This window comes from Pseudomonas sp. MB-090624, assembly GCF_003205245.1.
Taxonomy (GTDB): domain Bacteria; phylum Pseudomonadota; class Gammaproteobacteria; order Pseudomonadales; family Pseudomonadaceae; genus Aquipseudomonas; species Aquipseudomonas juntendi.
On the sequence record NZ_QJRK01000041.1, the window covers coordinates 36,741 to 59,708 of the forward strand.

General features: G+C 63.8%; 20 protein-coding genes. 14 read left to right on the forward strand and 6 right to left on the reverse strand.

Annotated features, from left to right (window positions below):
- Positions 1-7 precede the first annotated feature (7 nt).
- Positions 8-892 (reverse strand): LysR family transcriptional regulator, encoded by an 885-nt coding sequence (locus DMX12_RS21295; RefSeq protein WP_110679395.1) that lies wholly within the window; start codon positions 890-892, stop codon positions 8-10.
- A gap of 97 nt (positions 893-989) precedes the next feature.
- Between DMX12_RS21295 and DMX12_RS21300 the strand changes: the two genes are divergently transcribed.
- The 4 genes from DMX12_RS21300 (at position 990) to guaA (ending at position 5,668) form a co-directional block, all read left to right on the forward strand.
- Positions 990-1,745: a sulfite exporter TauE/SafE family protein gene (locus DMX12_RS21300; RefSeq protein ID WP_110679396.1), complete on the forward strand. Its 756-nt coding sequence runs from the start codon at positions 990-992 to the stop codon at positions 1,743-1,745.
- A 47-nt stretch (positions 1,746-1,792) separates the two neighbouring features.
- Positions 1,793-2,347: a hypothetical protein gene (locus tag DMX12_RS21305; RefSeq protein ID WP_054912857.1), complete on the forward strand. Its 555-nt coding sequence runs from the start codon at positions 1,793-1,795 to the stop codon at positions 2,345-2,347.
- Between the two features lie 147 nt (positions 2,348-2,494).
- The gene (gene guaB, locus DMX12_RS21310; RefSeq protein ID WP_003255025.1) at positions 2,495-3,964 is read left to right on the forward strand and encodes an IMP dehydrogenase; all 1,470 of its coding nucleotides are present in this window, start codon (positions 2,495-2,497) and stop codon (positions 3,962-3,964) included.
- Between the two features lie 126 nt (positions 3,965-4,090).
- Complete coding sequence (gene guaA, locus DMX12_RS21315; protein ID WP_009683420.1) at positions 4,091-5,668, forward strand: glutamine-hydrolyzing GMP synthase; 1,578 nt, start codon at positions 4,091-4,093, stop codon at positions 5,666-5,668.
- A 66-nt stretch (positions 5,669-5,734) separates the two neighbouring features.
- Here the strand turns inward: guaA and DMX12_RS21320 are convergent, their stop codons facing one another.
- Positions 5,735-6,679 carry an AraC family transcriptional regulator gene (locus tag DMX12_RS21320; protein ID WP_110679397.1) on the reverse strand — a complete coding sequence of 315 codons (945 nt, stop codon included), beginning with the start codon at positions 6,677-6,679 and terminating at the stop codon, positions 5,735-5,737.
- Positions 6,680-6,852: 173 nt separating this feature from the next.
- Here DMX12_RS21320 and DMX12_RS21325 point away from each other — a divergent pair, with 173 nt between their 5' ends.
- From DMX12_RS21325 to tadA, 5 genes are all read left to right on the forward strand, one after another.
- On the forward strand, positions 6,853-7,287 hold the full coding sequence (locus DMX12_RS21325) for a hypothetical protein (protein ID WP_110679403.1): 435 nt from the start codon (positions 6,853-6,855) through the stop codon (positions 7,285-7,287).
- 19 nt (positions 7,288-7,306) lie between these two features.
- Positions 7,307-7,966 (forward strand): hypothetical protein, encoded by a 660-nt coding sequence (locus tag DMX12_RS21330; RefSeq protein ID WP_110679398.1) that lies wholly within the window; start codon positions 7,307-7,309, stop codon positions 7,964-7,966.
- Positions 7,967-7,978: 12 nt separating this feature from the next.
- Complete coding sequence (locus tag DMX12_RS21335) at positions 7,979-9,424, forward strand: M48 family metallopeptidase (RefSeq protein WP_110679399.1); 1,446 nt, start codon at positions 7,979-7,981, stop codon at positions 9,422-9,424.
- 103 nt (positions 9,425-9,527) lie between these two features.
- Positions 9,528-10,910, forward strand: coding sequence for a multicopper oxidase family protein (locus DMX12_RS21340; protein WP_054890219.1), 1,383 nt, complete (start codon positions 9,528-9,530; stop codon positions 10,908-10,910).
- The gene (gene tadA, locus DMX12_RS21345) at positions 10,910-11,389 is read left to right on the forward strand and encodes a tRNA adenosine(34) deaminase TadA (protein ID WP_029885514.1); all 480 of its coding nucleotides are present in this window, start codon (positions 10,910-10,912) and stop codon (positions 11,387-11,389) included. The genes DMX12_RS21340 and tadA overlap by 1 nt, the downstream gene beginning before the upstream one ends.
- Before the next feature lie 109 nt (positions 11,390-11,498).
- On the opposite strand, the gene mltF is transcribed toward tadA, so the two are convergent.
- The gene (gene mltF, locus DMX12_RS21350) at positions 11,499-12,956 is read right to left on the reverse strand and encodes a membrane-bound lytic murein transglycosylase MltF (protein ID WP_029885513.1); all 1,458 of its coding nucleotides are present in this window, start codon (positions 12,954-12,956) and stop codon (positions 11,499-11,501) included.
- 289 nt (positions 12,957-13,245) lie between these two features.
- On the opposite strand from mltF, the gene purL reads away from it, so the two are divergent.
- Both purL and DMX12_RS21360 read left to right on the forward strand, forming a co-directional pair.
- Positions 13,246-17,145, forward strand: coding sequence for a phosphoribosylformylglycinamidine synthase (gene purL / locus DMX12_RS21355; protein ID WP_110679400.1), 3,900 nt, complete (start codon positions 13,246-13,248; stop codon positions 17,143-17,145).
- 3 nt (positions 17,146-17,148) lie between these two features.
- Positions 17,149-17,460 (forward strand): NIF3 1, encoded by a 312-nt coding sequence (locus DMX12_RS21360; RefSeq protein WP_009683429.1) that lies wholly within the window; start codon positions 17,149-17,151, stop codon positions 17,458-17,460.
- A 120-nt stretch (positions 17,461-17,580) separates the two neighbouring features.
- Here the strand turns inward: DMX12_RS21360 and DMX12_RS21365 are convergent, their stop codons facing one another.
- From DMX12_RS21365 to DMX12_RS21375, 3 genes are all read right to left on the reverse strand, one after another.
- Positions 17,581-19,641 (reverse strand): PhoX family phosphatase, encoded by a 2,061-nt coding sequence (locus DMX12_RS21365; protein ID WP_110679401.1) that lies wholly within the window; start codon positions 19,639-19,641, stop codon positions 17,581-17,583.
- Positions 19,642-19,784: 143 nt separating this feature from the next.
- Positions 19,785-20,339 carry a murein L,D-transpeptidase family protein gene (locus tag DMX12_RS21370; protein ID WP_009683431.1) on the reverse strand — a complete coding sequence of 185 codons (555 nt, stop codon included), beginning with the start codon at positions 20,337-20,339 and terminating at the stop codon, positions 19,785-19,787.
- A 22-nt stretch (positions 20,340-20,361) separates the two neighbouring features.
- Positions 20,362-20,913 (reverse strand): NUDIX hydrolase, encoded by a 552-nt coding sequence (locus DMX12_RS21375; protein WP_029885510.1) that lies wholly within the window; start codon positions 20,911-20,913, stop codon positions 20,362-20,364.
- A 124-nt stretch (positions 20,914-21,037) separates the two neighbouring features.
- Here DMX12_RS21375 and DMX12_RS21380 point away from each other — a divergent pair, with 124 nt between their 5' ends.
- Genes DMX12_RS21380 through DMX12_RS21390 form a run of 3 tightly spaced genes read left to right on the forward strand, consistent with a single transcriptional unit; the run spans position 21,038 to position 22,393 of the window.
- Positions 21,038-21,637 carry a CoA pyrophosphatase gene (locus DMX12_RS21380; RefSeq protein WP_029885509.1) on the forward strand — a complete coding sequence of 200 codons (600 nt, stop codon included), beginning with the start codon at positions 21,038-21,040 and terminating at the stop codon, positions 21,635-21,637.
- Between the two features lie 44 nt (positions 21,638-21,681).
- Positions 21,682-22,206 carry a gamma carbonic anhydrase family protein gene (locus tag DMX12_RS21385; protein WP_054914025.1) on the forward strand — a complete coding sequence of 175 codons (525 nt, stop codon included), beginning with the start codon at positions 21,682-21,684 and terminating at the stop codon, positions 22,204-22,206.
- Positions 22,199-22,393 (forward strand): DUF1289 domain-containing protein, encoded by a 195-nt coding sequence (locus DMX12_RS21390; RefSeq protein ID WP_054914026.1) that lies wholly within the window; start codon positions 22,199-22,201, stop codon positions 22,391-22,393. The genes DMX12_RS21385 and DMX12_RS21390 overlap by 8 nt, the downstream gene beginning before the upstream one ends.
- Positions 22,394-22,968: the final 575 nt, after the last annotated feature.

A 22,968-nucleotide genomic window follows, 5' to 3' on the forward strand; every position in this document is an offset into this window, starting at 1 on the left:
TTGCGGGCTAGCCGTGATCTTTCATCGCGGCCACGAACTGGCGCACCAACTGCTCTGCATCGCGCCGGCACGCCAGGGCCACGGTGCTTTCCCGGCCCCCCTCCAGGGTGACGAAACTGACCGAGGCCGGCGCAATGTCGCGCATGCATTGCGGCAGCAACGCCACGCCAAAACCTGCCTGGATCAGCTGCAACTGGGTCGTTTTGCGCGACAGCACCTGCGCCGCCTGCGGGAAAAAGCCCGCATCCATGCACAACGAGGCTGCCAGGTAGCTCAGCCCGCCGCGCTCACGGTGCGGAATGGAAATGAAGCGCTCGTCGCGCAACTGCTGCAGCGCCACCTGCGCCACACCGGCCAACGGATGCCCGGCCGCCACCGCAAGCAGCACGGGCTCGCTGAACAGTTCATGCAGCACCACGCCTTCATGCTGGCGAAGCACCGGCAAGCGCAACAGGCCGATATCCAGCCGCCCCGCCGCGATGTCTTCCAGTTGGGCCTCCGACGACTGCTGGGCGATGTCCAGTGCAACCCCCGGGTTAGCGTGCAGGTAACCGCTCAAACGCGCCAGCAGCGGGCCGGTCAACGGGACGGTGCTGGAGTGGTTCAGGCGCAAGCTGCCTTGCAACCCTTGGCCAATATCGCGGGTCACCCGCTCTGCCTGCGCCAGGTCGGCCAGCAGGCGCCGTGCCCGCTCCAGCAACGCCTGGCCGGCCGGGGTCAGGCGCGGCAGGCGGGCGGTGCGCTCGAACAATGCGGTGCCCAGTTGCTGCTCCAACTCCTTGATCTGCCGGCTGAGTGCCGACTGCGCGATGAACAGGCGTTCAGCGGCACCGCTGAAGCTGCCGCACTCGGCGATTTCCACGAAGTAACGCAACTGGCGGATGGACGTCATGTCATGCCTTTTCGAGATGGCTTTGGCGATAAAGCCATATTAGTCGGCATGGCTCTCAGCTGGCTAACCTTTGCCTATGCTCCCTGGAACTGCTGCCATGCTCACTGAACTGTCGCTCACCGGCCTTGACTGGCTGCCCATCCTGCTCGGCGTCGGCGTGGCCTACGTCGTCTTTGGCATTGCCGGTTTCGGCACGGCCCTGGTGGCGGGCCCGGTGCTGATCCATTTCATGCCGTTGTCACGGATCATCCCGCTGCTGGTGTTGCTCGATTTTGTCGCCGCCTTCGGCAACCTGCTGCCTTCGCGCCGTGATGTGGTGCGCGGCGAGTTGCTGCGGCTGTCGCCGTTCATGGCCCTGGGCTGCACGTTGGGCGTGGTGTTCCTGCTGCGTTTGCAGTCTGACGTGCTGTTGCTGTTGATGGGCCTGTTCGTTACGGCCTACGCGCTGTATAGCCTGGCGGTCAGAGTACGGCCGGCGAACCTGTCGGGTTTCTGGGCAGTGCCAATGGGTACGGCAGGCGGGCTGTTCGGGGCGCTGTTCGGCAGCGGCGGTTTTCTCTATGCGCTGTACCTGAGTGCACGCCTGGAACGAAAGGAACAGGTGCGCGCCACCCAGAGCGCGCTGATCAGCTGCAGCACGGTGGTGCGCCTGGCATTGTTCCTGGTCGCCGGTGTTTACGCCGACCAGAGCCTGCTCTTGCTGGCTGCATGCCTGCTGCCGGTCATGTTCATCGGCTTGTGGGTCGGCCGTGGGCTGACCCACAGGCTGTCGCGCGAAGCCTTTGTGCGCCTGGTCACCTGGCTGGTGCTGGCCAGCGGCTTGGCGCTGATCGGTCGCTACCTCGGCGCCTGAGCGGTAGAATTGCGCCCTTACCGCAGTTTTGCAGGCTTGTACCGTTCATGAACACCCAGAGCATTATCGTTCCCAAGCTGTCTACCGTGCCGGTGCACGAAGCCCGCGCCCGTGCCATCGTGCGTTGGCTGGTACGCGAGAAAGTGGTCGAGGAGCAGCTGAGCACCTGTGGCCGTACCGGCAACCGCATGGGCCACGCCCTGGCGGCAGGCGCCCGCAAGGTGGCCCTGCGGCCTGAGTTGTTGCCTTTTGGCGAGCAGGCCAACGGCCTGGAAGTGATGCTCAAGCGTTGCATCTATACCCCCACCGAAGGGTTTCTTGAAGAAGCCGGCTGCCCGCAGTGCCGGCGCGAGGTGGGCGAGCCGCTGTTCGAAAGCCTGGAAGAATGGATGCCGGCGGTCAGTGACAACTTCACCTGCCCGCTGTGCGGCTTCGAAGATGACATCAATGGCTTCATTTACCTGCAGCCATGTGCCTTTTCCAACCTGGGGTTCATCTTCAACAACTGGGGCGAGGCCGGGTTTACCCAGGCCTTTCTCGACAGCTTCGCCGACTGGCTCGACCAGCCGGTGACGGTGGTGCAAGTCAGCTGCAAGCCTTGAGTCGCAAGCTTCAAGAAAAAGCGGCCTGTATGCCTGACGACTCTCGTAGCTTGCCGCTTGTAACTTGAAGCTTGATTTACATTGAGCGGCGCGCCGTGCATGAGTATAATGGCGCGCTTCCATTTTTCCCGCCCGGGAGCCCCCGCGATGCTGCGTATCAGCCAAGAAGCCCTGACCTTCGACGATATCCTCCTTGTACCTGGCTATTCCGAGGTACTGCCCAATGAAGTCAGTCTCAAGACCCGTTTGACTCGTGGCATCGAGCTGAACATTCCGCTGGTTTCCGCCGCCATGGATACCGTGACCGAAGCGCGCCTGGCCATTGCCATGGCTCAGGAAGGCGGCATCGGCATCATCCACAAGAACATGACCATCGAGCAGCAGGCCGGCGAAGTTCGCAAGGTCAAGAAGTTCGAGGCTGGCGTGGTCAAGGACCCGATCACCATCGACGCCGACGCTACCGTGCGCGACCTGTTCGAGCTGACCCGCCTGAACAACATCTCCGGCGTGCCAGTGCTGGCCAACGGTGACCTGGTCGGCATCGTCACTTCCCGTGACGTGCGCTTCGAAAACCGCCTGGACGCCAAGGTCCGCGACGTGATGACGCCAAAAGAGCGCCTGGTCACGGTGCGCGAAGGCGCCGACAAGAACGAAGTGCGCGAGCTGCTGCACAAGCACCGCCTGGAAAAAGTCCTGATCGTTGACGACAAGTTCAACCTCAAGGGCATGATGACCGTCAAGGACATCGAAAAGGCCAAGGCCTACCCGCTGGCCAGCAAGGACGACCAAGGTCGCCTGCGCGTCGGCGCTGCCGTCGGCACTGGCAAGGACACCGGCGAGCGCGTAGCCGCCCTGGTTGCTGCCGGGGTTGACGTGGTGGTGGTCGACACTGCCCACGGTCACTCCAAAGGTGTGATCGACCGCGTGCGCTGGGTGAAGGAAACCTACCCGCAGGTGCAGGTGATCGGCGGCAACATCGCCACCGGCGCTGCGGCCAAGGCCCTGGCCGAAGCCGGCGCTGACGCGGTCAAGGTCGGTATCGGCCCGGGCTCTATCTGCACCACCCGTATCGTTGCAGGCGTCGGCGTGCCACAAATCAGCGCCATCGCCAACGTTGCCGCTGCACTGGAAGGCACCGGTGTGCCACTGATCGCCGACGGCGGCATCCGCTTCTCCGGTGACCTGTCCAAGGCCATCGTAGCCGGTGCTTCCTGCGTGATGATGGGTTCGATGTTCGCCGGTACCGAAGAGGCGCCAGGTGAAGTCGAGCTGTTCCAGGGCCGTTCCTACAAAGCCTACCGCGGCATGGGCTCGCTGGGTGCCATGGCACAGGCGCAAGGCTCGTCCGACCGTTACTTCCAGGACTCCTCGGCCGGTGCCGAGAAGCTGGTACCGGAAGGCATCGAAGGCCGTGTGCCGTACAAAGGTGCGCTGGCGGCGATCATCCACCAGCTGATGGGCGGCCTGCGTTCGTCCATGGGCTACACCGGCAGCGCAACCATCGAAGAGATGCGCACCAAGCCGGAGTTCGTACGCATCACCGGCGCCGGCATGGCCGAGTCCCACGTGCATGACGTGCAGATCACCAAAGAAGCCCCTAACTACCGCGTCGGCTAACGCCACCAGTGGTAAGCGACAAGCTTCAAGCTACAAGCGGTAGTTGCGCTGCAGCGACTACCGCGTTCTCCCCGATCAACTTGCAGCTTGCGGCTTGACGCTTGCAACTGCATCAGAGATTGAGTCATGGCCCTCGACATTCACGCTCACCGCATCCTGATCCTCGATTTCGGTTCCCAGTACACCCAGCTGATTGCCCGCCGCGTGCGCGAGATCGGCGTGTACTGCGAGCTGCACCCGTTCGACATGGACGATGAAGCGATCCGCGAATTCAACCCGCGCGGCATCATCCTCGCCGGCGGCCCCGAGTCGGTCCACGAAGCCAACAGCCCGCGCGCGCCGCAGGCAGTGTTCGACCTGAACGTGCCGGTGCTGGGCATCTGCTACGGCATGCAGACCATGGCCGAACAGATGGGCGGCAAGGTCGAAGGTTCCGACCTGCGTGAGTTCGGTTATGCCCGCGTGGACGTGGTCGGCAAGAGCCGCCTGCTCGACGGCATCGAAGATCACATCGACGCTGACGGCGTACTGGGCCTGGACGTGTGGATGAGCCACGGCGACAAGGTCACCCAGATGCCGGGCAATTTCCATGTATTGGCCAGCACCCCAAGCTGCCCGATCGCCGGCATGTTCGACGACACCCGCGGCTATTACGGCGTGCAGTTCCACCCGGAAGTGACCCACACCAAGCAGGGCGGTCGCATCCTGTCCCGCTTCGTGCAGGACATCTGTGGCTGCGAGGCCCTGTGGACCCCATCCAACATCGTTGAAGACGCCATCGCCCAGGTGCGTGCACAAGTGGGTTCGGCCAACGTCCTGCTGGGCCTGTCTGGCGGCGTCGACAGCTCGGTGGTTGCCGCGCTGCTGCACCGCGCCATCGGCGACCAGCTGACCTGCGTATTTGTCGACAACGGCCTGCTGCGCCTGCACGAAGGTGACCAGGTGATGGCCATGTTCAAGGAGAACATGGGCGTCAAGGTCATTCGCGCCGACGCTGAAAAGCAGTTCCTCGACAACCTGGAAGGCGAAGCCGACCCGGAGAAGAAGCGCAAGATCATCGGCCGCACCTTCATCGACGTGTTCGATGCCGAGGCCAGCAAGCTGGAAAACATCCAGTTTCTTGCCCAGGGCACCATCTACCCGGACGTGATCGAGTCGGCTGGCGCCAAGAGCGGCAAGGCCCACGTGATCAAGTCGCACCACAACGTCGGTGGCCTGCCGGAGGAAATGAACCTCAAGCTGGTCGAGCCGCTGCGTGAACTGTTCAAGGACGAAGTGCGCAAGATCGGCCTGGAGCTGGGCCTGCCGTACGACATGGTCTACCGCCACCCGTTCCCGGGCCCGGGCCTGGGTGTGCGTATCCTCGGTGAAGTGAAAAAGGAATACGCCGACATCCTGCGTCGTGCCGACCACATCTTCATCGAAGAGCTGCGCAAAGCCGACTGGTACCACAAGACCAGCCAGGCCTTCGTGGTGTTCCAGCCGGTCAAGTCGGTCGGCGTCGTCGGCGACGGCCGTCGCTACGCCTGGGTCGTGGCCCTGCGTGCCGTGGAGACCGTGGACTTCATGACTGCGCGTTGGGCACACCTGCCGTACGAGCTGCTGGAAACCGTCAGCGGCCGTATCATCAATGAAATCGACGGCATCTCGCGCGTGACCTATGACGTGTCGAGCAAGCCGCCGGCGACGATTGAGTGGGAATGATCCCTCTCTGGCGTTGAACGAAAAGGGCCGCATTGCAGGCCCTTTTCTTTTGCCTGGGAAAACCTGCTATTCGCTGCCAGGCGGGTGGCCGAAATAGGCCTTGTAGGCATGGCAGAAATTGGCAGGGTTGGCATAACCGACATGGTAGGCCACCTGCGACACCTGCCAGCGCCTTTCCAGCAGCAGGGTGCGGGCCTGCTCCAGGCGTTGCTGGCGCACGTACTGCAGCATTGGCCGGCCGAATTCGTCGCGGAACGCCCGGCGCAAGGTGGTCTCGCCCACGCCCAGTTGGCGTGCAAGGCTGGCGGCGGTGGGTGGGGTGGCCAGTTGGGTGTCGAGCAGGCGCCGCGCTTCGATGGCCAGGTCGCGCAGCCCGCGGTCCGGGTTTTTCTTGCCCTGTGCAGGGCCTATCAAGTGGCGCGCCAGCTCCAGCACCACGGCCACGCTCAGGCTTTCGCAATGCAGGCGCCGTAGCCCACCGGTATAGGGTGACAGGTAAAGCTGCTGCAGCAAGCGGCTGACGGCGGGGCATTGGGGGAGTTGATCGAAGCGCATGCCGTCTGCGGTCAAGGCCAGCAGGGGTAGCAATTGCGCATCGTCCCGCGCCAGCTCATGCAGGTAGTCGCCGGCAATGCGCACGCCAGCCATGCGCGCATGGCTGTCTGCAGGCAACTGGTCCTGCGCTTCCAGGCTTTCGCCCAGGCCCAGCAGGTGCAAGTGGCCGGGGGCGTAATGGTTGAGCGTGCCGTCGACCTTGTGCTGCCAGGCACCGTCGAACACGTGGACGATGCACAGGCTTTGCGGCAGCAGTTTGTCGATGTGCAACGGTTCGGGAAACTGCAGGTTGCAATCGAAGTACTGCAGCCCCGCGTGCACGGTCTGCGCCCGATAATGCCCGGTTGCACGCCCCATGATCTGCGCCTTGCCGCTGTCCAGCACGCCGGCGTCGGCGAGCGAGCCGGGGCTGTCGAAGGAAAAGGAGGTGTCCAGGTAGGGGCTGGTCGATCGCATGGGCGCTACGTCCTTGGTTGGCGGCGGCATGAGCGTAAATGGTAACGCGCGCACATTTTTGGCAACAGCCATTGTGCGCGGCGGCCCATCTTTTGTGCGAACCGGCCACAGGGGTTGGCAGTGCCGGCGTAGCTGTCTTCAATGATCGATCGTTTCGCATCATGGTGGAAAAAATGTTCGCTTATCGTAAATGGGCTGCCTTGCTGGTGGCATCGCTCACGCTTTGGCTAGGCCAGGCACATGCCGAACAACGGCCTGCAGTAGCCGAACAGGTCAAGGCCTATATGGGCACCGAGGGCGTCAAGGTATGGACGCTGCGCATTGGCGAGCGGTCCGCCAATGAGGCGCTGGTCCAGGTCGAAGGCGTCGATCACGACTGGAACATGCGCATTCAGAAAATGCAGGTCGAGAAAACCGCCAAGGACACCCGCTACTGGACGACGGTCGATGGCAACAAGTTTGTCGTGTTGATCGTGCAGGGCGGCTGGGGCGGCGAGCTCTACCTGCCGGGTGAGCCGCAACCGTTGCCGGTTGGCTACTCCGAGGGGCTGTCGCGCCAAGGTGATGCGCAGGCTTTTCTGACCGATTACCTGGCCAAGCAGCAGTGAACGGGGAGCACATCTGATCATGGCTAACCCCGACGATCCGCTGGCCGACCTTTCCGGCGCGCTTGGCGAAGACTATGAGCAAGCCCGTGCCGCCCAGCGCGAGCGGGTGGTTGCCGAACTCAAACAGGTAATCGAGCGCGTCCCGGAGCAAAGCGAATTCACCAACTCCCGGCGTTACAAGGTCTGGGGGCCGATACTGCTGGTGGGCGCCCTGATTCTGCTGGTCACCACGTTCAACCCGCAACGCCTGGGCGCGGTCGCATTGGTGCTGTTCGTGGTGTGCATGGCGGCAGCGGTGACCTGGCAGCACCGCAACGCGGGCACGCAGGTGTTCATGCGCCTGACTCGCCGACAGCTGTTCGTCGATACCCTGGACGCCCCTGTCGACATGGCAGAAGTCGAGGACATCGCGGTCAAGGACGAAGGCCTGGTCATGGTACAGACGCTGGAGATGAGCAGCGAAGCTGCGCTGCCTAAGCATCGCGTGGTCAAGCTGCAGTTTTTCGGAAACCAGGCGATGGCCCTGAAAAAGCCGCGACCGCAGATTCGCATCATGTCTGCCGGCCTGGCCTTGAAGGGTCGCAAGCTGGGGAACGACGAAGTGCTCGAGCTGTTGGCGGCCTACCGCAATGCGGCCCATGCCCAACGGCAACTGGAGTTGATGCAGGTAGATGTATAGCGGGGCGCTGCAATGAGGCGCCTGGCTTGGGGCCTGGTCATGCTGCTGTTGCCGTTGCTGCTGGTCGGCTGGGGCGGCGTGCAGCAATGGCGGGCCGAGACGGCGCAAGAGCAGGCGGGGATCATCCGGCAGTGGCTGGCAACGCCCAGCGAGGACTTGTTGCGCACACTGCCTTGGGCGGCGCGCAAGGAACTGGCAGGGCGCCTGGACACGCGTGAAGTGCTGCAACGGCAGTTGGATGAGCTCGATACCGACCGCCACTGGCTTAGCGTGCGTAGAACGCTGGCCGGTGTCGGCGGCTGGCTGGCATGGGGCGCGCTGGTCGCTGGCATCGGCGCTTGGCTCAGGCTCAGGTATGACGCCTGGCGGGCCTTGCGCTCGGCGCATTACCTGCACCAGCGCATGACCGCCAGCTGGCGGGTGCTGGGGCGTTGGCTAAGCGTCTACATGGGGCTGCTGGCTGGCTCGCTGGGCCTTCTGCTGCTGTATGAAGTCAGCGCTGGCTTCAGCCATGCGGCACAGGGCGGGGTTACCGTGCTGATCGTGGTGCTGCCGCTAGCGTCATTACTGCTCGTGTGCCTGCGTACCGCCTGGCGAATGCGCCAGCAATGGCCGCGCATCGGGGCGTCGAAGGCGAGCTTTCTCGGCCGACAGCTTCACCGTCATGGAGCTCCGGCGCTCTGGCAATGGGTTGAGGGCCTGGCCACGCAGTTGCGTGCGCCAGTACCGGACAATATCGTGGTCGGCATCGACCAAAGCTTTTTCGTCACCAGCGTTCCAGTCGTGCTGCAGCCCTGTCAGTCGGTACTCAATGGCCGAACCTTGTACCTGTCGTTACCGTGTCTCGGCGCCTTGAGCCAGCGGGAAGCCGCCGCGATCATTGGCCATGAGCTTGGCCATTTTCGCAGCCGCGACACGGAGCAGGGCAGTGCGACCAACGCACGCTTCAGCTTGATGTGCGCCCAGTTCTCGACCCTGGTCGACGCTGAGCGCGGCGCCGCCTGGGTCGCTCGCCCGGTGGTATGGGCAGCCGGTCAGTTCCTGCACCATTTTCAGGTCGCGGTCCATCACTGGGGGCGCGAGCAGGAATTGCTGGCTGACCGGGCCGGTGCCGAAGTGGCCGGGCCGGAGCTGTTCATGCAGGCGTTGTTGCGGGCGATCGCCCTGGGCGGCGTGGTCGATGCCTTGCTGCACGAGTGTGGCGGCCAAGGCCTGCTGGCAGCGCTGCCCCGGCATTTGCAGCGCGTGCCGTTGCGCCTGGATGAGGACGTGCTGGGCCTGACCATGCCCCATCCATTCGACTCCCATCCGCCACTGGCTGCGCGCCTCGACAACCTTCGCGTCAGGCTGGACGGTGCACTGCTGCAGGCTGCCATGCGCCAACCTGGCGACCATGACCGGCAGTGGTTCAATCAGTTGTGTGGCGGCGCCGTGGAAGCGGAACGCCAGGGTCTCTAGAGACTTCACTTAATATTTCCCATTTGCAGGTGTATCGTATTCGCCCTTCATCGTCAGCCGAGGCTGGCAGCTTGATCGCACCGAACACGAGGTACCCGCACCGATGTCCTTCACCCGTCGACAAATGCTCAAGGGCCTGACCGGCCTGGTTGTGGTTGGCCTGGGCGCCGGTGGCGCGGCGCGTTACTGGCTGGGCAAGGTCGAGGACGACAACGCCGGCCATGACTACGAGCTGATCGCCGCGCCGCTTGACGTCGAGCTGGTGCCGGGCTTCAAGACCGAGGCCTGGGCGTTCGGGCCGTCAGCACCGGGCACCGAATTGCGTGTGCGCCAAGGCACCTGGCTGCGGGTGCGCTTCATCAACCACCTGCCGGTGGAAACCACCATCCACTGGCACGGTATCCGCCTGCCGCTGGAAATGGACGGCGTGCCTTATGTGTCGCAACTGCCGGTCAAGCCAGGCGAGTACTTCGACTACAAGTTCCGCGTACCGGATGCGGGCAGCTACTGGTACCACCCTCATGTCAGCAGTTCCGAAGAGCTGGGCCGTGGCCTGGTCGGCCCGCTGATCGTCGAGGAGCGCGAGCCCACCGGCTTCCGGCATGAGCGCACACTCAGCCTGAAGAACTGGCACGTGGACGAGGAGGGTGGCTGGCTGCCGTTCAGTATCCCGCGCGAGGCCGCGCGCAACGGCACCGCCGGGCGCCTGATCACCATCAATGGCCAGGCCGACGCGGTCACCGAACTGCCGGCCGGGCAGGTGGTGCGCGTGCGTCTGCTGAACCTGGACAACACCTGGACTTACCGGGTGAACCTCAAGGGCAACTGCGAGGCCCGGATCTACGCGCTCGATGGTAACCCGGTGACCCCTCGCCCCCTGGAGGACGAGTACTGGCTCGGCCCTGGGATGCGCATCTGCCTGGCTATCCGCATTCCCCAGGCGGGGGAGGAAATCTCCCTGCGCGATGGCTTCGTGCGCCTGGGCACCCTGCGCTCGGTGGCCAGTACCGATGCCCCGGGGGACTGGCCGCCAGCGCTGCCGGCCAACCCGATAGCCGAACCGGACCTGGAGAATGCCGAAAAGCTCAACTTCAATTTCGAATGGGCGGCGAAGGTTTCGGTCACCTCCGACCAGGACAAGCCACCGAGCCTTTGGCAAATCAACGGCCAAGCCTGGGACATCACCGACAAGACCTGCGCCGACCGCCCCATCGCCACGCTGCAAAAAGGCAAAAGCTACATCTTCGAGTTGAAGAACATGACCCAGTACCAGCACCCGATCCACCTGCATGGCATGAGTTTCAAGGTGATCGCCTCCAACCGGCACGACATCAAGGAACCGTGGTTCACCGACACCTACCTGCTGGGCAAGAACGAGCGCGCGCAGGTGGCCCTGGTGGCGGATAACCCGGGCACCTGGATGTTCCACTGCCACGTCATCGACCACATGGAAACCGGCCTGATGGCCGCTATCGCGGTGGTGTGATGCGCCCGCAGATCATCGATCGCAGCCGCGATCAGGAATTCATGCGCCTGGCGTTGTCCCTGGCAGCCGAGGGTGCAGCGCTGGGCGAGGTACCGGTGGGGGCCGTGCTGGTGCAGCATGGCCAGGTGATTGGCCAGGGCTTCAACCGGCCGATCATCGACAGCGACCCCAGTGCCCATGCCGAGATGGTGGCGATTCGGGCGGCGGCCAAGGCGGCCAGCAACTACCGCCTGCCAGGCAGCACCCTGTACGTCACGCTGGAACCGTGCAGCATGTGTGCAGGCCTGATCGTACATTCACGGGTGATGCGGGTGGTGTTTGGCGCGCTGGAGCCCAAGGCGGGGATCGTGCAAAGCCAGGGGCAGTTCTTCGGCCAGGGCTTTCTCAACCACCGGGTGATGGTGGAGGGCGGGGTGCTGGCGCAGGAGTGTGGGCAGATCCTCAGCGACTTCTTCAAGGCCCGCCGGGCCAAGGGCTAGCCTGGGCCGGCCTGTTCGCGGGCACGCCCGCTCCCACAGGAATGCCAGCCCCTCAGGCTTGTGGTGGACCTGTGGGAGCGGGCGTGCCCGCGAACAGGCCGCTACAGGCTCACATCGGCGGTGACTGGTCCGCAGGCTTGTCCTTGTTCACACCAGGCACATGCAGGTTGCCTTCGGCGACCTGGCCTTCGAGCTGCGGTTGGGTGACCCAGGTGAGGATGTCGTAGTAGCGGCGGATGTTGGCCACGAAATGCACAGGCTCGCCACCGCGGGCATAGCCGTACTTGGTCTGCCGGTACCACTGTTTCTGCGACAGGCGCGGCAGCATCTTCTTCACGTCCAGCCACTTGTTCGGGTTGAGCTTTTCGCGCTTGGCCAGGGTACGGGCGTCTTCCAGGTGGCCGCTGCCGACGTTGTAGGCAGCCAGGGCGAACCAGGTGCGGTCGGGCTCCTTGATGCTGTCGTCGAGCTCTTCCTTGATTTTCATGAAGTACTTGGCGCCCCCCTGGATGCTCTGCCGCGGGTCCAGGCGGTTGGATACGCCCATCGCCTGGGCAGTGCGCTGGGTCAGCATCATCAGGCCGCGTACGCCGGTCTTGGAGGTAACCTCCGGTTGCCACATCGATTCCTGGTAACCAATGGCGGCCAGCAGGCGCCAGTCCACCTGCTCGACCTTGGCGTAGCTCTTGAAGTGCTTCTCGTACTTGGGCAGACGCTGCTGCAGATGCTGGGCGAAGGTGTAGGCGCCCACGTAGCCCAGAACATCGACATGGCCGTAGTAGCGGTCCTTCAAGCGCTGCAGGGTGCCGTTTTTCTGCGCCTTGTCGAGGAATTCATTGATTTCGTTGAGCAGGCTGTTGTCTTCACCGGCCGCGACTGCCCAGCGTTGATCACGGGTATCGCCCACGTCGAAGGCAACCCGCACGTTGGGGAAGTACACCTGGTTCATCGCCAGTTCGTTGGAGTCGACCAGGGTCAGGTCGATCTGGCCTTCGTCGACCATGCGCAGCAGGTCGACCACCTCGACCGCGTCGGACTCTTCATATTCCAGGCCTGGGTTCTGCTTTTTCAGCTCGGCCAGAAGGTCGGCATGGCTGCTGCCCTTGAGCACCATGATTTTCTTGCCGACCAGGCCCTTGGCGTCGGTCGGGCGTGGGCGGCCGTTGCGATAGACCACCTGCGGGGTGACTTCCAGGTAGGGATGCGAGTATTTCACCTGGGCCTTGCGCCGTTCACTGCTGACCAGGCCGGCCGCGGCCAGCACCGGGCCGGCGGGCTTGCCGAGCGAATCGTACAGTTCGTCGAGGTTGTCGGCAGTTTCGATCTGCAGTTTTACGCCGAGATCATCGGCGAAATGCTGGACAAGTTCGTACTCGAAGCCGGTTTCGCCGTTGCGGTCCTGGAAGTAGGTGGCCGGGCTGTTGCGGGTGATCACGCGCAGCACGCCGTCCTCCTTCACGCGCTCGAGGGTGCTGGGTTTTTCAACGCAGGCACCGAGCAGCAGAAAGAGTCCGGTTGCGAGGAGCCATTTGGCGCAACGCTGGCGCAAAGCAGTGTGGGCGAACATAGCTTGCAGTATACGCAAAGGACCGGCGCAACCATATCTCGACAACTGTTAGGTTGTCTGGTAGCGGATTATGTGCTGCAAGCTTCAAGCTGCAAGCCACAAGAAAAAGCAGCCGGGCAGGGCATGTTTTTTTCTTGTGGCTTGCAGCTTACGGCTTGTCGCTTTTTTTTGACCCCAAAGTCCGGTTCCGCCGCCCGGCAGCCATGGCTTAGAGCGGGTGCCGAAAGCCAACGATTTAGGCTAGAATGCACGGCCTCTAAGCACACCCCTTCCTGAGGCTGTCCCGACGATGTTGATCCTGCGCGGCGCTCCTGCCCTTTCTGCCTTTCGCCACGGTAAATTACTCGAGCAACTGAGCCAGAAAGTCCCCGCTGTTACTGGTTTGTATGCCGAATTTGCCCACTTCGCCGATGTTGAAGGCGAACTGACCGCCGACCAGCAGCAGGTGCTGGGCCGTCTGCTCAAGTACGGCCCGAGCGTGCCGGTACAGGAGCCGAGCGGCCGCCTGTTCCTGGTCGTACCGCGCCTGGGCACCATCTCGCCATGGGCCAGCAAGGCCAGCGACATCGCTCACAACTGCGGCCTGCAGGCAATCCAGCGCCTGGAGCGTGGTATCGCCTACTACGTTGCCGGCAACCTGAGCGACGCTGACGCCGGCCTGATCGCCGCCGAACTGCACGACCGCATGACCCAGCGCGTGCTCGGCCAGTTGGAGCAGGCCGCTGACATGTTCAGCCACGCCCAGCCCAAGCCGATGACCTCTGTCGATATTCTCGGCGGCGGCCGCGACGCGCTGGCCAAGGCTAACATCGACCTCGGCCTGGCCCTGGCCGAAGACGAAATCGACTACCTGGTCAATGCCTTCCAGGGCCTCAAGCGCAACCCGAACGACATCGAACTGATGATGTTCGCCCAGGCCAACTCCGAGCACTGCCGCCACAAGATCTTCAACGCCAGTTGGGACATCGACGGCCAGGCGCAGGAAAAAAGCCTGTTCGGCATGATCAAGAACACCTACCAGATGCACAACGAAGGTGTGCTGTCTGCGTACAAGGACAACGCCTCGGTGATCGTCGGCAACGTTGCCGGGCGCTTCTTCCCGAACCCTGAAACCCGCCAGTACGGCGCGGTGCAGGAGCCGGTGCACATCCTCATGAAGGTGGAAACCCACAACCACCCGACCGCCATCGCCCCGTTCTCCGGTGCGTCCACCGGCTCGGGTGGCGAAATCCGTGACGAAGGTGCTACTGGCCGAGGCGCCAAGCCCAAGGCGGGCCTGACCGGTTTCACCGTGTCCAACCTGCGCATTCCGGGCTTCGAGCAGCCCTGGGAGCAGGCCTACGGCAAGCCAGAGCGCATCGTCGACGCCCTCGACATCATGATCGAAGGCCCATTGGGCGGTGCTGCTTTCAACAACGAATTCGGTCGCCCGGCGCTGACCGGCTACTTCCGTACCTTCGAGCAGGCCATCAACACCCCGCACGGTGAAGAAGTACGCGGTTACCACAAGCCGATCATGCTCGCAGGCGGCATGGGCAACATCCGTGAAGACCACGTGCAGAAGGGCGAGATCACGGTCGGCGCCAAGCTCATCGTGCTCGGCGGCCCGGCCATGCTGATCGGCCTGGGCGGCGGCGCTGCGTCGTCGGTGGCCACCGGCGCCAGCTCCGCTGACCTGGACTTCGCCTCGGTACAGCGTGAAAACCCTGAAATGGAGCGCCGTTGCCAGGAGGTCATCGACCGCTGCTGGCAACTGGGCGATGCCAACCCTATCGCCTTCATCCACGACGTGGGCGCCGGCGGCATCTCCAACGCCTTCCCGGAGCTGGTCAACGACGGTGGCCGTGGTGGCCGCTTCGAGCTGCGCAACGTGCCCAACGACGAGCCGGGCATGGCCCCGCACGAAATCTGGAGCAACGAGTCGCAGGAGCGTTACGTGTTGGCCGTCAGCGCCGTCGACTTCGAGCGCTTCAAGGCCATTTGCGAGCGCGAGCGTTGCCCGTTTGCCGTGGTCGGTGAAGCCACCGAAGAAAAGCACCTGACCGTCAGCGACAGCCACTTCGGCAACACCCCGGTGGACATGCCCCTCGACGTGCTGCTGGGCAAGCCGCCGCGCATGCACCGTTCGGTCACCCGTGAAGCCGAGCTGGGCGATGATTTCGACCCAAGCGAGCTGGACCTGGACAGCGCCGTGCAGCGCGTGCTGAACCACCCGGCAGTGGCCAGCAAGAGCTTCCTGATCACCATCGGCGACCGCACCATCACCGGCCTGGTTGCCCGCGACCAGATGGTCGGCCCGTGGCAGGTTCCGGTTGCCGACTGCGCCGTCACGGCCACCAGCTTCGATGTGTACACCGGTGAAGCCATGGCCATGGGCGAGCGAACCCCGCTGGCCTTGCTGGACGCCCCGGCATCCGGCCGCATGGCCATTGGCGAAACGCTGACCAACCTGGCGGCATCGCGCATCGAGAAACTGTCCGACGTCAAGCTGTCGGCCAACTGGATGTCCGCTGCCGGCCACCCAGGTGAAGACGCGCGCTTGTACGACACCGTCAAGGCGGTCGGCATGGAGCTGTGCCCAGAGCTGGGCATTACCATTCCGGTCGGCAAAGACTCCATGTCGATGAAAACCAAGTGGAGCGACGAGGGCGTCGAGAAGAGCGTGACCTCGCCGATGTCGCTGATCATCACCGGCTTCGCCCCGGTCACCGATATTCGCAAGACCTTGACCCCGCAACTGCGCATGGACAAGGGTGAAACCGACCTGATCCTGGTCGACCTCGGCCGCGGCAAGAACCGCATGGGCGCCTCGATCCTGGCCCAGACCTACGGCAAGATCGCGGCCCAGGCACCGGATGTCGACGACGCCGAAGACCTCAAGGCCTTCTTCGCCGTGATCCAGGGCCTGAACGAAGATGGTCACCTGCTGGCCTACCACGACCGTTCCGACGGCGGCCTGGCCGCCACCGTGCTGGAAATGGCCTTTGCCGGCCACTGCGGCCTGGACCTGCACCTCGACCCGCTGACCGACAGCAAGGCCGATGTGGCGGCCATTCTGTTCAACGAAGAGCTGGGGGCGGTCATTCAGGTTCGCCAGGACGCCACCCCCGACGTACTGGCACAGTTCAGTGCTGCTGGCCTGGGCGAAGGTTGCGTGGCGGTGATCGGCAAGCCGGTCAACAACGCCGAAGTGTCCATCAGCCTCAATGGCGAAGTGCTGTTCGACGACGACCGCCGCATGCTGCAGCGCCAGTGGGCCGAGACCAGCTACCAGATCCAGCGCCTGCGCGACAACGCCGACTGCGCCGACCAGGAATTCGACCTGCTGCTCGAGGAAGACAACCCGGGCCTGTCGGTCAAGCTGGGCTTCGAGGTCAACGACGACATCGCCGCACCGTACATCAAGAAAGGCGTGCGCCCGCAAGTGGCCATCCTGCGTGAGCAGGGCGTCAACGGCCAGGTTGAAATGGCTGCAGCCTTCGACCGCGCTGGCTTCGCCGCCATCGACGTGCACATGAGCGATATCCTTGCCGGCCGCGTCGACTTCGAGGCCTTCAAGGGCCTGGTGGCCTGCGGTGGTTTCTCCTACGGTGACGTGCTGGGCGCCGGTGAGGGCTGGGCCAAGTCGGCGCTGTTCAACAGCCGCGCCCGTGATGCCTTCCAGGCCTTCTTCGAGCGTACCGACAGCTTCGCCCTGGGCGTGTGCAACGGTTGCCAGATGATGTCCAACCTGCACGAGCTGATCCCGGGCACCGAGCACTGGCCGCACTTCGTGCGCAACCGCTCGGAGCAGTTCGAGGCACGTGTGGCCATGGTCGAAGTGCAGAAGTCCAACTCGATCTTCCTGCAAGGCATGGCCGGTTCGCGCATGCCGATCGCCATCGCCCACGGTGAAGGCCATGCCGAGTTCGCCAGCGAAGAAGCGCTGCTGGCCGCCGACATGTCCGGTTGCGTGGCCCTGCGCTATGTCGATAACCACGGCAAGGTCACCGAAGCCTACCCGGCCAACCCGAACGGCTCGCCGCGCGGTATCACCGGCCTCACCAGCCGCGACGGTCGCGTGACCATCATGATGCCGCACCCGGAGCGTGTGTTCCGCGCCGTGCAGAACTCCTGGCGCCCTGACGAGTGGCACGAAGATGCCGCGCTGATGCGCATGTTCCGCAATGCGCGGGTGTGGGTGAACTAAGGCGTGTACAAGCTCGCCTTCTTCGTCCCCGCCAGCCATGTCGACGTGGTCAAGGCCGCTGTGTTCGCCGCTGGTGGCGGGCGCATCGGTGACTATGACCACTGCGCCTGGCAAACCCTGGGCCAGGGCCAGTTTCGCCCGCTGGACGGCAGCCAGCCGTTTCTCGGGCAAACTGGCCGGGTCGAGGTGGTGGAAGAGTGGAAGGTGGAGCTGGTGGTGGCAGACGAGCTGGTAGCCCAGGTCGTCGCTGCGCTCAAGCAAAGCCACCCGTACGAGGCGCCAGCCTATGAGGTGTGGCGGCTCGCCGAGTTCTAGACCGCATCAGGGCTATTCGCGGGCACGCCCGCTCCCACAGGGGTTACACAACTTTTGGGAGCGGGCGTGCCCGCGAACAGGCCAGTAAAGCCAGCGCAAGGCTGGCTGTACCGCACCGGATCAGACGGTGCCGATTTCCCCGCCATCAACCCGCTGAATCACCACCGTCGCAGCCCGCGGCCGTACCTTGGTACCCGCTGGCGTCACGTCCGTAGCGTTGTCGGTGCATGGCCAGTTCCCCGGGTGCTGAATGTTGACGAACAGCGTCTTGTTGTCCGGGGTAAAGGTAATCCCGGTCACTTCGCAACCATTCGGGCCAACGAAGAAGCGCCGCAGGTCCACCTGGTTCTGCGCGTTCACCGGCACCTGTTTGCCGCCGGCGTCCACCAGGTTGGTGGGGATCACCGCCAGTAGCTGGTCGTTGGTGTAGTCGGTGACAGTGCTTTCGCCGTTGTCGGTCTCGAACCACAGCACGCCACGGCTATCGAAGCTCATGCCGTCCGGGCTGGCGAACTGGTTCAGTTCGGTGAGGCCGGAACGGTTGATGTCGGCGGTGCCGGCCGCGTTGGCGCCAAACACGAAGATGTCCCAGGCGAAGCTCAACTGGTCGTCGCTGTCGTGCCAGCGGATGATATGGCCATGGCGGTTCGGCCCGCGCGGGTTGGCGGCATCGGCCTTCTCCGGGGTGCGCGCACTGTTGTTGGTCAGTGTCAGGTACACGTCGCCGTTAAGCGGGTTGACCGTGGTCCACTCCGGGCGGTCCATTGGCGTTGCGCCCACGGCATCGCCGGCACCCCGGGTGTTGAGCAGGATGCCCGGCAGGTCACCGTACAGCGCGCCCAAGGTGCCGCCGCCAGTGGTGGGGGTAATCACGTCCAGCAGCAGCCAGACGCCGGTACCGTCGGCATTGAAGCGGGCGACGTACAGCTTGCCCTGGTCCAGGTACTTGGCACCAGTGGCCAGCCGGTCGGCCGGGTTGGCATCGGCGGCATCCCACACGGCGCTGGACACCCACTTGTACACGTATTCATTGTTGGAGTCGTCACCCATGTACCACACCAGTGGCTTGCCCGGCACCGGCAGGCCCGGGGCGCAGCCTTCGTGGCGGAAGCGGCCCAGTGCGGTACGTTTGGTCGCGAGGGTGCTGCTGTCGTAAGGGTCGATCTCGACGATGTAGCCGTAGGTGCTGGCTTCGTTGCGGTAGTCGTCGGTGGCGCTGGCGCCCTTGGCGGTCACGTCGAAACGGGCGAACTCGTCGGCTTCCTCGCTGGCGTCGCCGGCTGCACTTTCCCATTTGAACTGGCCGCTGGAGGTGCCCACGCCAATGCGCTGCTGGTCTTCAGGGCGGGTGCCCTTGTTGACGAAAATGCCCGGCCAGTTTTCTTCACAGGTGAGGTAGGTGCCCCAGGGCGTATAGCCGTTGCCGCAGTTGTTGTTGATGCCTCGGCAGTGGGTGCCGGCGGGGGAGTACTTGGTCTTGACGTGTTCGGTGCCACGCAGCGGGCCGCTGATGGCCATGCGCGATGCGGTGGTGAAGCGGCGGTTGAGCGGGTCGTTGTCGACCACCTGCCAGCGGCCATCGGTTTTCTGCAAGCGCACCACGCCAGCGCCGTGGGCGTTGATTTCCTTGCGCACTTCTTCGACCGGGCGTTTGCCATTGATATCGGTCGTTGGGCCGGCCGGGTGCAGGGCGGCGGTGTCGATGTACTCGAAGTTGATCGCCAGCAGGCCGTCTTCCGAGCTGCCGTTGATGGGGAAGAAATGCATGCCGTCATGGTGCATGCCCATAGCGTTGGCCTGATCGGTCGAGGTATTGCTGCCATCGGCTCGCCACGGCTTGGCGTTGCTGTTCAGCGGCGTACCCCATGGGGCGAGTACGTAGGCGCTGTAGCCGGCGGCCACTGCGCAGGCGTCGGTGCGCGACCCGGGGATGGATTGGAAACCCAGGGCCAGTTTCGGGTTTTTCGGCTCGGTAACGGGCGGCTGGGTAACCGGGTCATCGTTGGCGGAGCCGCCGCTGTCGAAGCAGCCTGCCAGGCCTGTACCGGCGATCATGGCGATGGCAGCGCCCAGGCTGCCGCGCATCACACTGCGGCGGCTGAGGTAGACGTCCATGACGGAGGCCATCGGCGGGTTGCCGCTGTGGTTCCGGTCCAGATTGTCGCCGGTATCTCGACTCATCAGAGTGTCCTTGTATTCGCTGGGTTGAAACAAACCGCGACTGTAAGGCGCAAATGTGATGATTCGTTGGCAGAAATGTTAACGAGCTTTTAAAGCAACCGGCTCTCGGCATTGCCTGGCCTGCGTGGCTGCGCTGGTAGGGCTCAGGGCCGGATTTCGATCAACGTCCCATCGCGTACCAGGTTCCACACCTCCTGCATGTCACGGTTACGCATGGCAATGCAGCCATCGGTCCAGTCCAGGGTGTGGAAATACCATTCCGGGTATTCATCGTTGATCGGTGTGCCGTGGATCATGATCATGCTGCCGGCACTCACCCCTTCACGGGTTGCGCGGGCGGCATCGTTGCTGTTTGGGTAATTGATGTGCATGGCCAGGTTGAAGCGATCGCTCTGCTTGCGCCAGTCCAGCCAGTACAGGCCCTCTGGGGTCTTCTTGTCGCCCTCGCGCTGCTTGGCGCCCTTGGGCTGCTTGCCCAGGGAAATGCGGTAGGTCTTCAGCGGCTCGCCACGGCTGATCAATTGCAGGCGCCGCTCGGACTTGATCACCAGCACCTTATCGATCAGCGGTTGCATCGCCTGCTGCGAGGGCGACGGGGATGGCGCGGCCTGCACAGGCTTGCGAATGATGGTCTCGGTAAATGCCGCCTGGGACACCGAGGTAACGCAAAGGCAGAAAATGGCAAGCAACCAGCGCATGTAACGGTATCCCTGAAGGCGTCTAGGTATTGGGTGAAACGAGCATCGGCGGCAGGTATTCATGGCCTATGGGGTAGTGCGCCCCGATGCGGTCGCGATAGTAGCATTCTAGTGTGCGCGTGACCGTGCGGAAAGCCAGCTCACCCCAGGGAATCTCGTGTTCCTCGAACAGCCGCACCTCCAGGCTCTCGACGCCCACAGCGAAATCCAGGTCTGCCAGTTCGGCGCGGAAGAACACATGCACCTGGTTGATGTGCGGCAGGTCGAACAGCTGGTACAGGCTGGTTGCGCCGACCCGGGCGCAGGCTTCCTCCACCGTTTCGCGACGGGCGGCCTGGTCGAGGGTTTCGCCGTTCTCCATGAAACCGGCGGGCAGGGTCCAGAAACCGCGGCGCGGCTCGATGGCGCGGCGGCACAGCAGCACCTGGCTGCCCCAGGTGGGCAGCACGCCGGCGACGACGTTGGGGTTCTGGTAGTGGATGGTCTGGCAAGCCTCGCAGACATACCGCAGGCGGCTGTCGCCTTCGGGGATCCGCAGGGTGACCGGGTGGCCGCACGCGCTGCAGTAGTTCATGGCACTATCCTTTATGTTCCGGGCTATCTTGGCGCGGCCGCAGGCGCGCCGCAAGCGCGGGGGCTTGGGTGCCACGCGGCTTTGGTGCATCATGCAAGGCAGGCCTTGGATACGAGCGTGCGCAATGCTGGACGAGCTACTTCGCCGAATGAGCAACCACCAACCCGCGTCACTGGAAACCGACCGGCGGTTCCCCGAAGCGGCGGTTCTTTTGCCCATTACCCGTAGCGAAGCGCCCGAACTGGTCTTGACCCTGCGCGCCCAAGGGCTGTCCACCCATGGCGGTGAAGTGGCTTTTCCCGGAGGCCGCCGCGACCCGGAAGACCCGGACCTGGTGTTCACCGCGCTGCGCGAAGCCGAAGAAGAAATTGGCTTGCCGCCGGGTCTGGTCGAGGTGATCGGCCCGCTGAGCCCGCTGATTTCACTGCATGGCCTGAAAGTGACACCGTTCGTCGGCGTTATCCCCGACTTCGTCGAATACCGCGCCAACGACGCCGAGATCGCGGCAGTATTCACCGTGCCGCTGGAGTTTTTCCGCCAGGACCCGCGTGACCATACCCACCGTATCGATTACCAGGGCCGCAGCTGGTATGTACCCAGCTATCGCTATGGCGAATACAAGATCTGGGGCTTGTCGGCGATCATGATCGTCGAACTGGTCAACCTGCTGTTCGATGCCGGCATCAGTTTGCATCAGCCCCCTGAGCGGTACATCGAAAACTGAGCGGGGCCAACCCCGTCGTCTGCGTTCCAGCCTGAGGAGCAAGCATGAAGTACCGCCTGGGCGACCTGCGGGTCGAGAGCCACCCCACCAGTTGGGCAGCGCCTAACGCCACGCTGATCGGCAACGTGCGCCTGCAAGCCAATGCCAGTGTGTGGTTTGGCGCAGTGCTGCGCGGCGACAACGAGCTGATCGACATCGGCGAAGACAGCAACGTGCAGGACGGCACGGTGATGCACACCGACATGGGGTCGCCGCTGACCTTGGGCAAGGGCGTGACCGTCGGTCACAATGCCATGCTGCATGGCTGCACGGTGGGTGACTACAGCTTGGTCGGCATCAATGCGGTGATCCTCAATGGCGCGCGTATTGGCAAGCATTGCATCATTGGCGCCAACGCGCTGATTCCCGAAGGCAAGGACATTCCTGACGGTTCGCTGGTGATGGGTTCGCCGGGCAAGGTGGTGCGCGAGCTGACCGAGCAGCAGAAGCGCCTGCTGGAAGCCAGCGCTGCCCATTACGTGCACAATGCCCGGCGTTATGCGCGGGAGTTGGTAATTGACGATGAGTAATGTTGTGGAACGGCCGGTGGCCTCGCCCTGCGTGAGCATCTGTGCGCTGGACGAGCAGGACATCTGCACTGGCTGCCAGCGCAGCGTGGCCGAGATCGGCCGCTGGGGGCGGATGGACAATGACGAGCGCCGCGCGGTGCTCAAGCGTTGCCATGAACGGGCAGTAGAGGCTGGCCTCATCCTCTAGTCTGATGCAGAGCCCTGTGGGAGCGGGCATGCCCGCGAAACCGCCACCGCGGTACATGGCACCGGCTCCGCCGGTGTTCGCGGGCACGCCCGCTCCCACAGATTACCCGCCATGGTCTATCTGCTTGCCTATATCAGCAGCGTAGTGCTCATCATGAACGGGCAGTAGAGGCTGGCCTCATCCTCTAGTCTGATGCAGAACCCTGTGGGAGCGGGCATGCCCGCGAAACCGCCACCGCGGTACATGGCACCGGCTCCGCCGGTGTTCGCGGGCACGCCCGTTCCCACAGATTACCCGCCATGGTCTATCTGCTTGCCTATATCAGCAGCGTAGTGCTCATCATGAACGGGCAGTAGAGGCTGGCCTCATCCTCCAGTCTGATGCAGAACCCTGTGGGAGCGGGCATGCCCGCGAAACCGCCACCGCGGTACATGGCACCGGCTCCGCCGGTGTTCGCGGGCACGCCCGCTCCCACAGATTACCCGCCATGGTCTATCTGCTTGCCTATATCAGCAGCGTAGTGCTCATCATGAACGGGCAGTAGAGGCTGGCCTCATCCTCTAGTCTGATGCAGA

Coding starts and splice junctions, on each gene's coding strand:
- tadA (WP_029885514.1), top strand. CDS start 10,910: ATGCGCCCGCAGATCATCGATCGCAGCCGCGATCAGGAATTCATGCGC.
- guaB (WP_003255025.1), top strand. CDS start 2,495: ATGCTGCGTATCAGCCAAGAAGCCCTGACCTTCGACGATATCCTCCTT.
- DMX12_RS21330 (WP_110679398.1), top strand. CDS start 7,307: ATGGCTAACCCCGACGATCCGCTGGCCGACCTTTCCGGCGCGCTTGGC.
- DMX12_RS21325 (WP_110679403.1), top strand. CDS start 6,853: ATGTTCGCTTATCGTAAATGGGCTGCCTTGCTGGTGGCATCGCTCACG.
- DMX12_RS21380 (WP_029885509.1), top strand. CDS start 21,038: ATGCTGGACGAGCTACTTCGCCGAATGAGCAACCACCAACCCGCGTCA.
- guaA (WP_009683420.1), top strand. CDS start 4,091: ATGGCCCTCGACATTCACGCTCACCGCATCCTGATCCTCGATTTCGGT.
- DMX12_RS21365 (WP_110679401.1), bottom strand. CDS start 19,641: ATGAGTCGAGATACCGGCGACAATCTGGACCGGAACCACAGCGGCAAC.
- purL (WP_110679400.1), top strand. CDS start 13,246: ATGTTGATCCTGCGCGGCGCTCCTGCCCTTTCTGCCTTTCGCCACGGT.
- DMX12_RS21335 (WP_110679399.1), top strand. CDS start 7,979: ATGAGGCGCCTGGCTTGGGGCCTGGTCATGCTGCTGTTGCCGTTGCTG.
- DMX12_RS21305 (WP_054912857.1), top strand. CDS start 1,793: ATGAACACCCAGAGCATTATCGTTCCCAAGCTGTCTACCGTGCCGGTG.
- DMX12_RS21375 (WP_029885510.1), bottom strand. CDS start 20,913: ATGAACTACTGCAGCGCGTGCGGCCACCCGGTCACCCTGCGGATCCCC.
- DMX12_RS21390 (WP_054914026.1), top strand. CDS start 22,199: ATGAGTAATGTTGTGGAACGGCCGGTGGCCTCGCCCTGCGTGAGCATC.
- DMX12_RS21295 (WP_110679395.1), bottom strand. CDS start 892: ATGACGTCCATCCGCCAGTTGCGTTACTTCGTGGAAATCGCCGAGTGC.
- DMX12_RS21385 (WP_054914025.1), top strand. CDS start 21,682: ATGAAGTACCGCCTGGGCGACCTGCGGGTCGAGAGCCACCCCACCAGT.
- DMX12_RS21320 (WP_110679397.1), bottom strand. CDS start 6,679: ATGCGATCGACCAGCCCCTACCTGGACACCTCCTTTTCCTTCGACAGC.
- DMX12_RS21370 (WP_009683431.1), bottom strand. CDS start 20,339: ATGCGCTGGTTGCTTGCCATTTTCTGCCTTTGCGTTACCTCGGTGTCC.
- DMX12_RS21300 (WP_110679396.1), top strand. CDS start 990: ATGCTCACTGAACTGTCGCTCACCGGCCTTGACTGGCTGCCCATCCTG.
- mltF (WP_029885513.1), bottom strand. CDS start 12,956: ATGTTCGCCCACACTGCTTTGCGCCAGCGTTGCGCCAAATGGCTCCTC.
- DMX12_RS21340 (WP_054890219.1), top strand. CDS start 9,528: ATGTCCTTCACCCGTCGACAAATGCTCAAGGGCCTGACCGGCCTGGTT.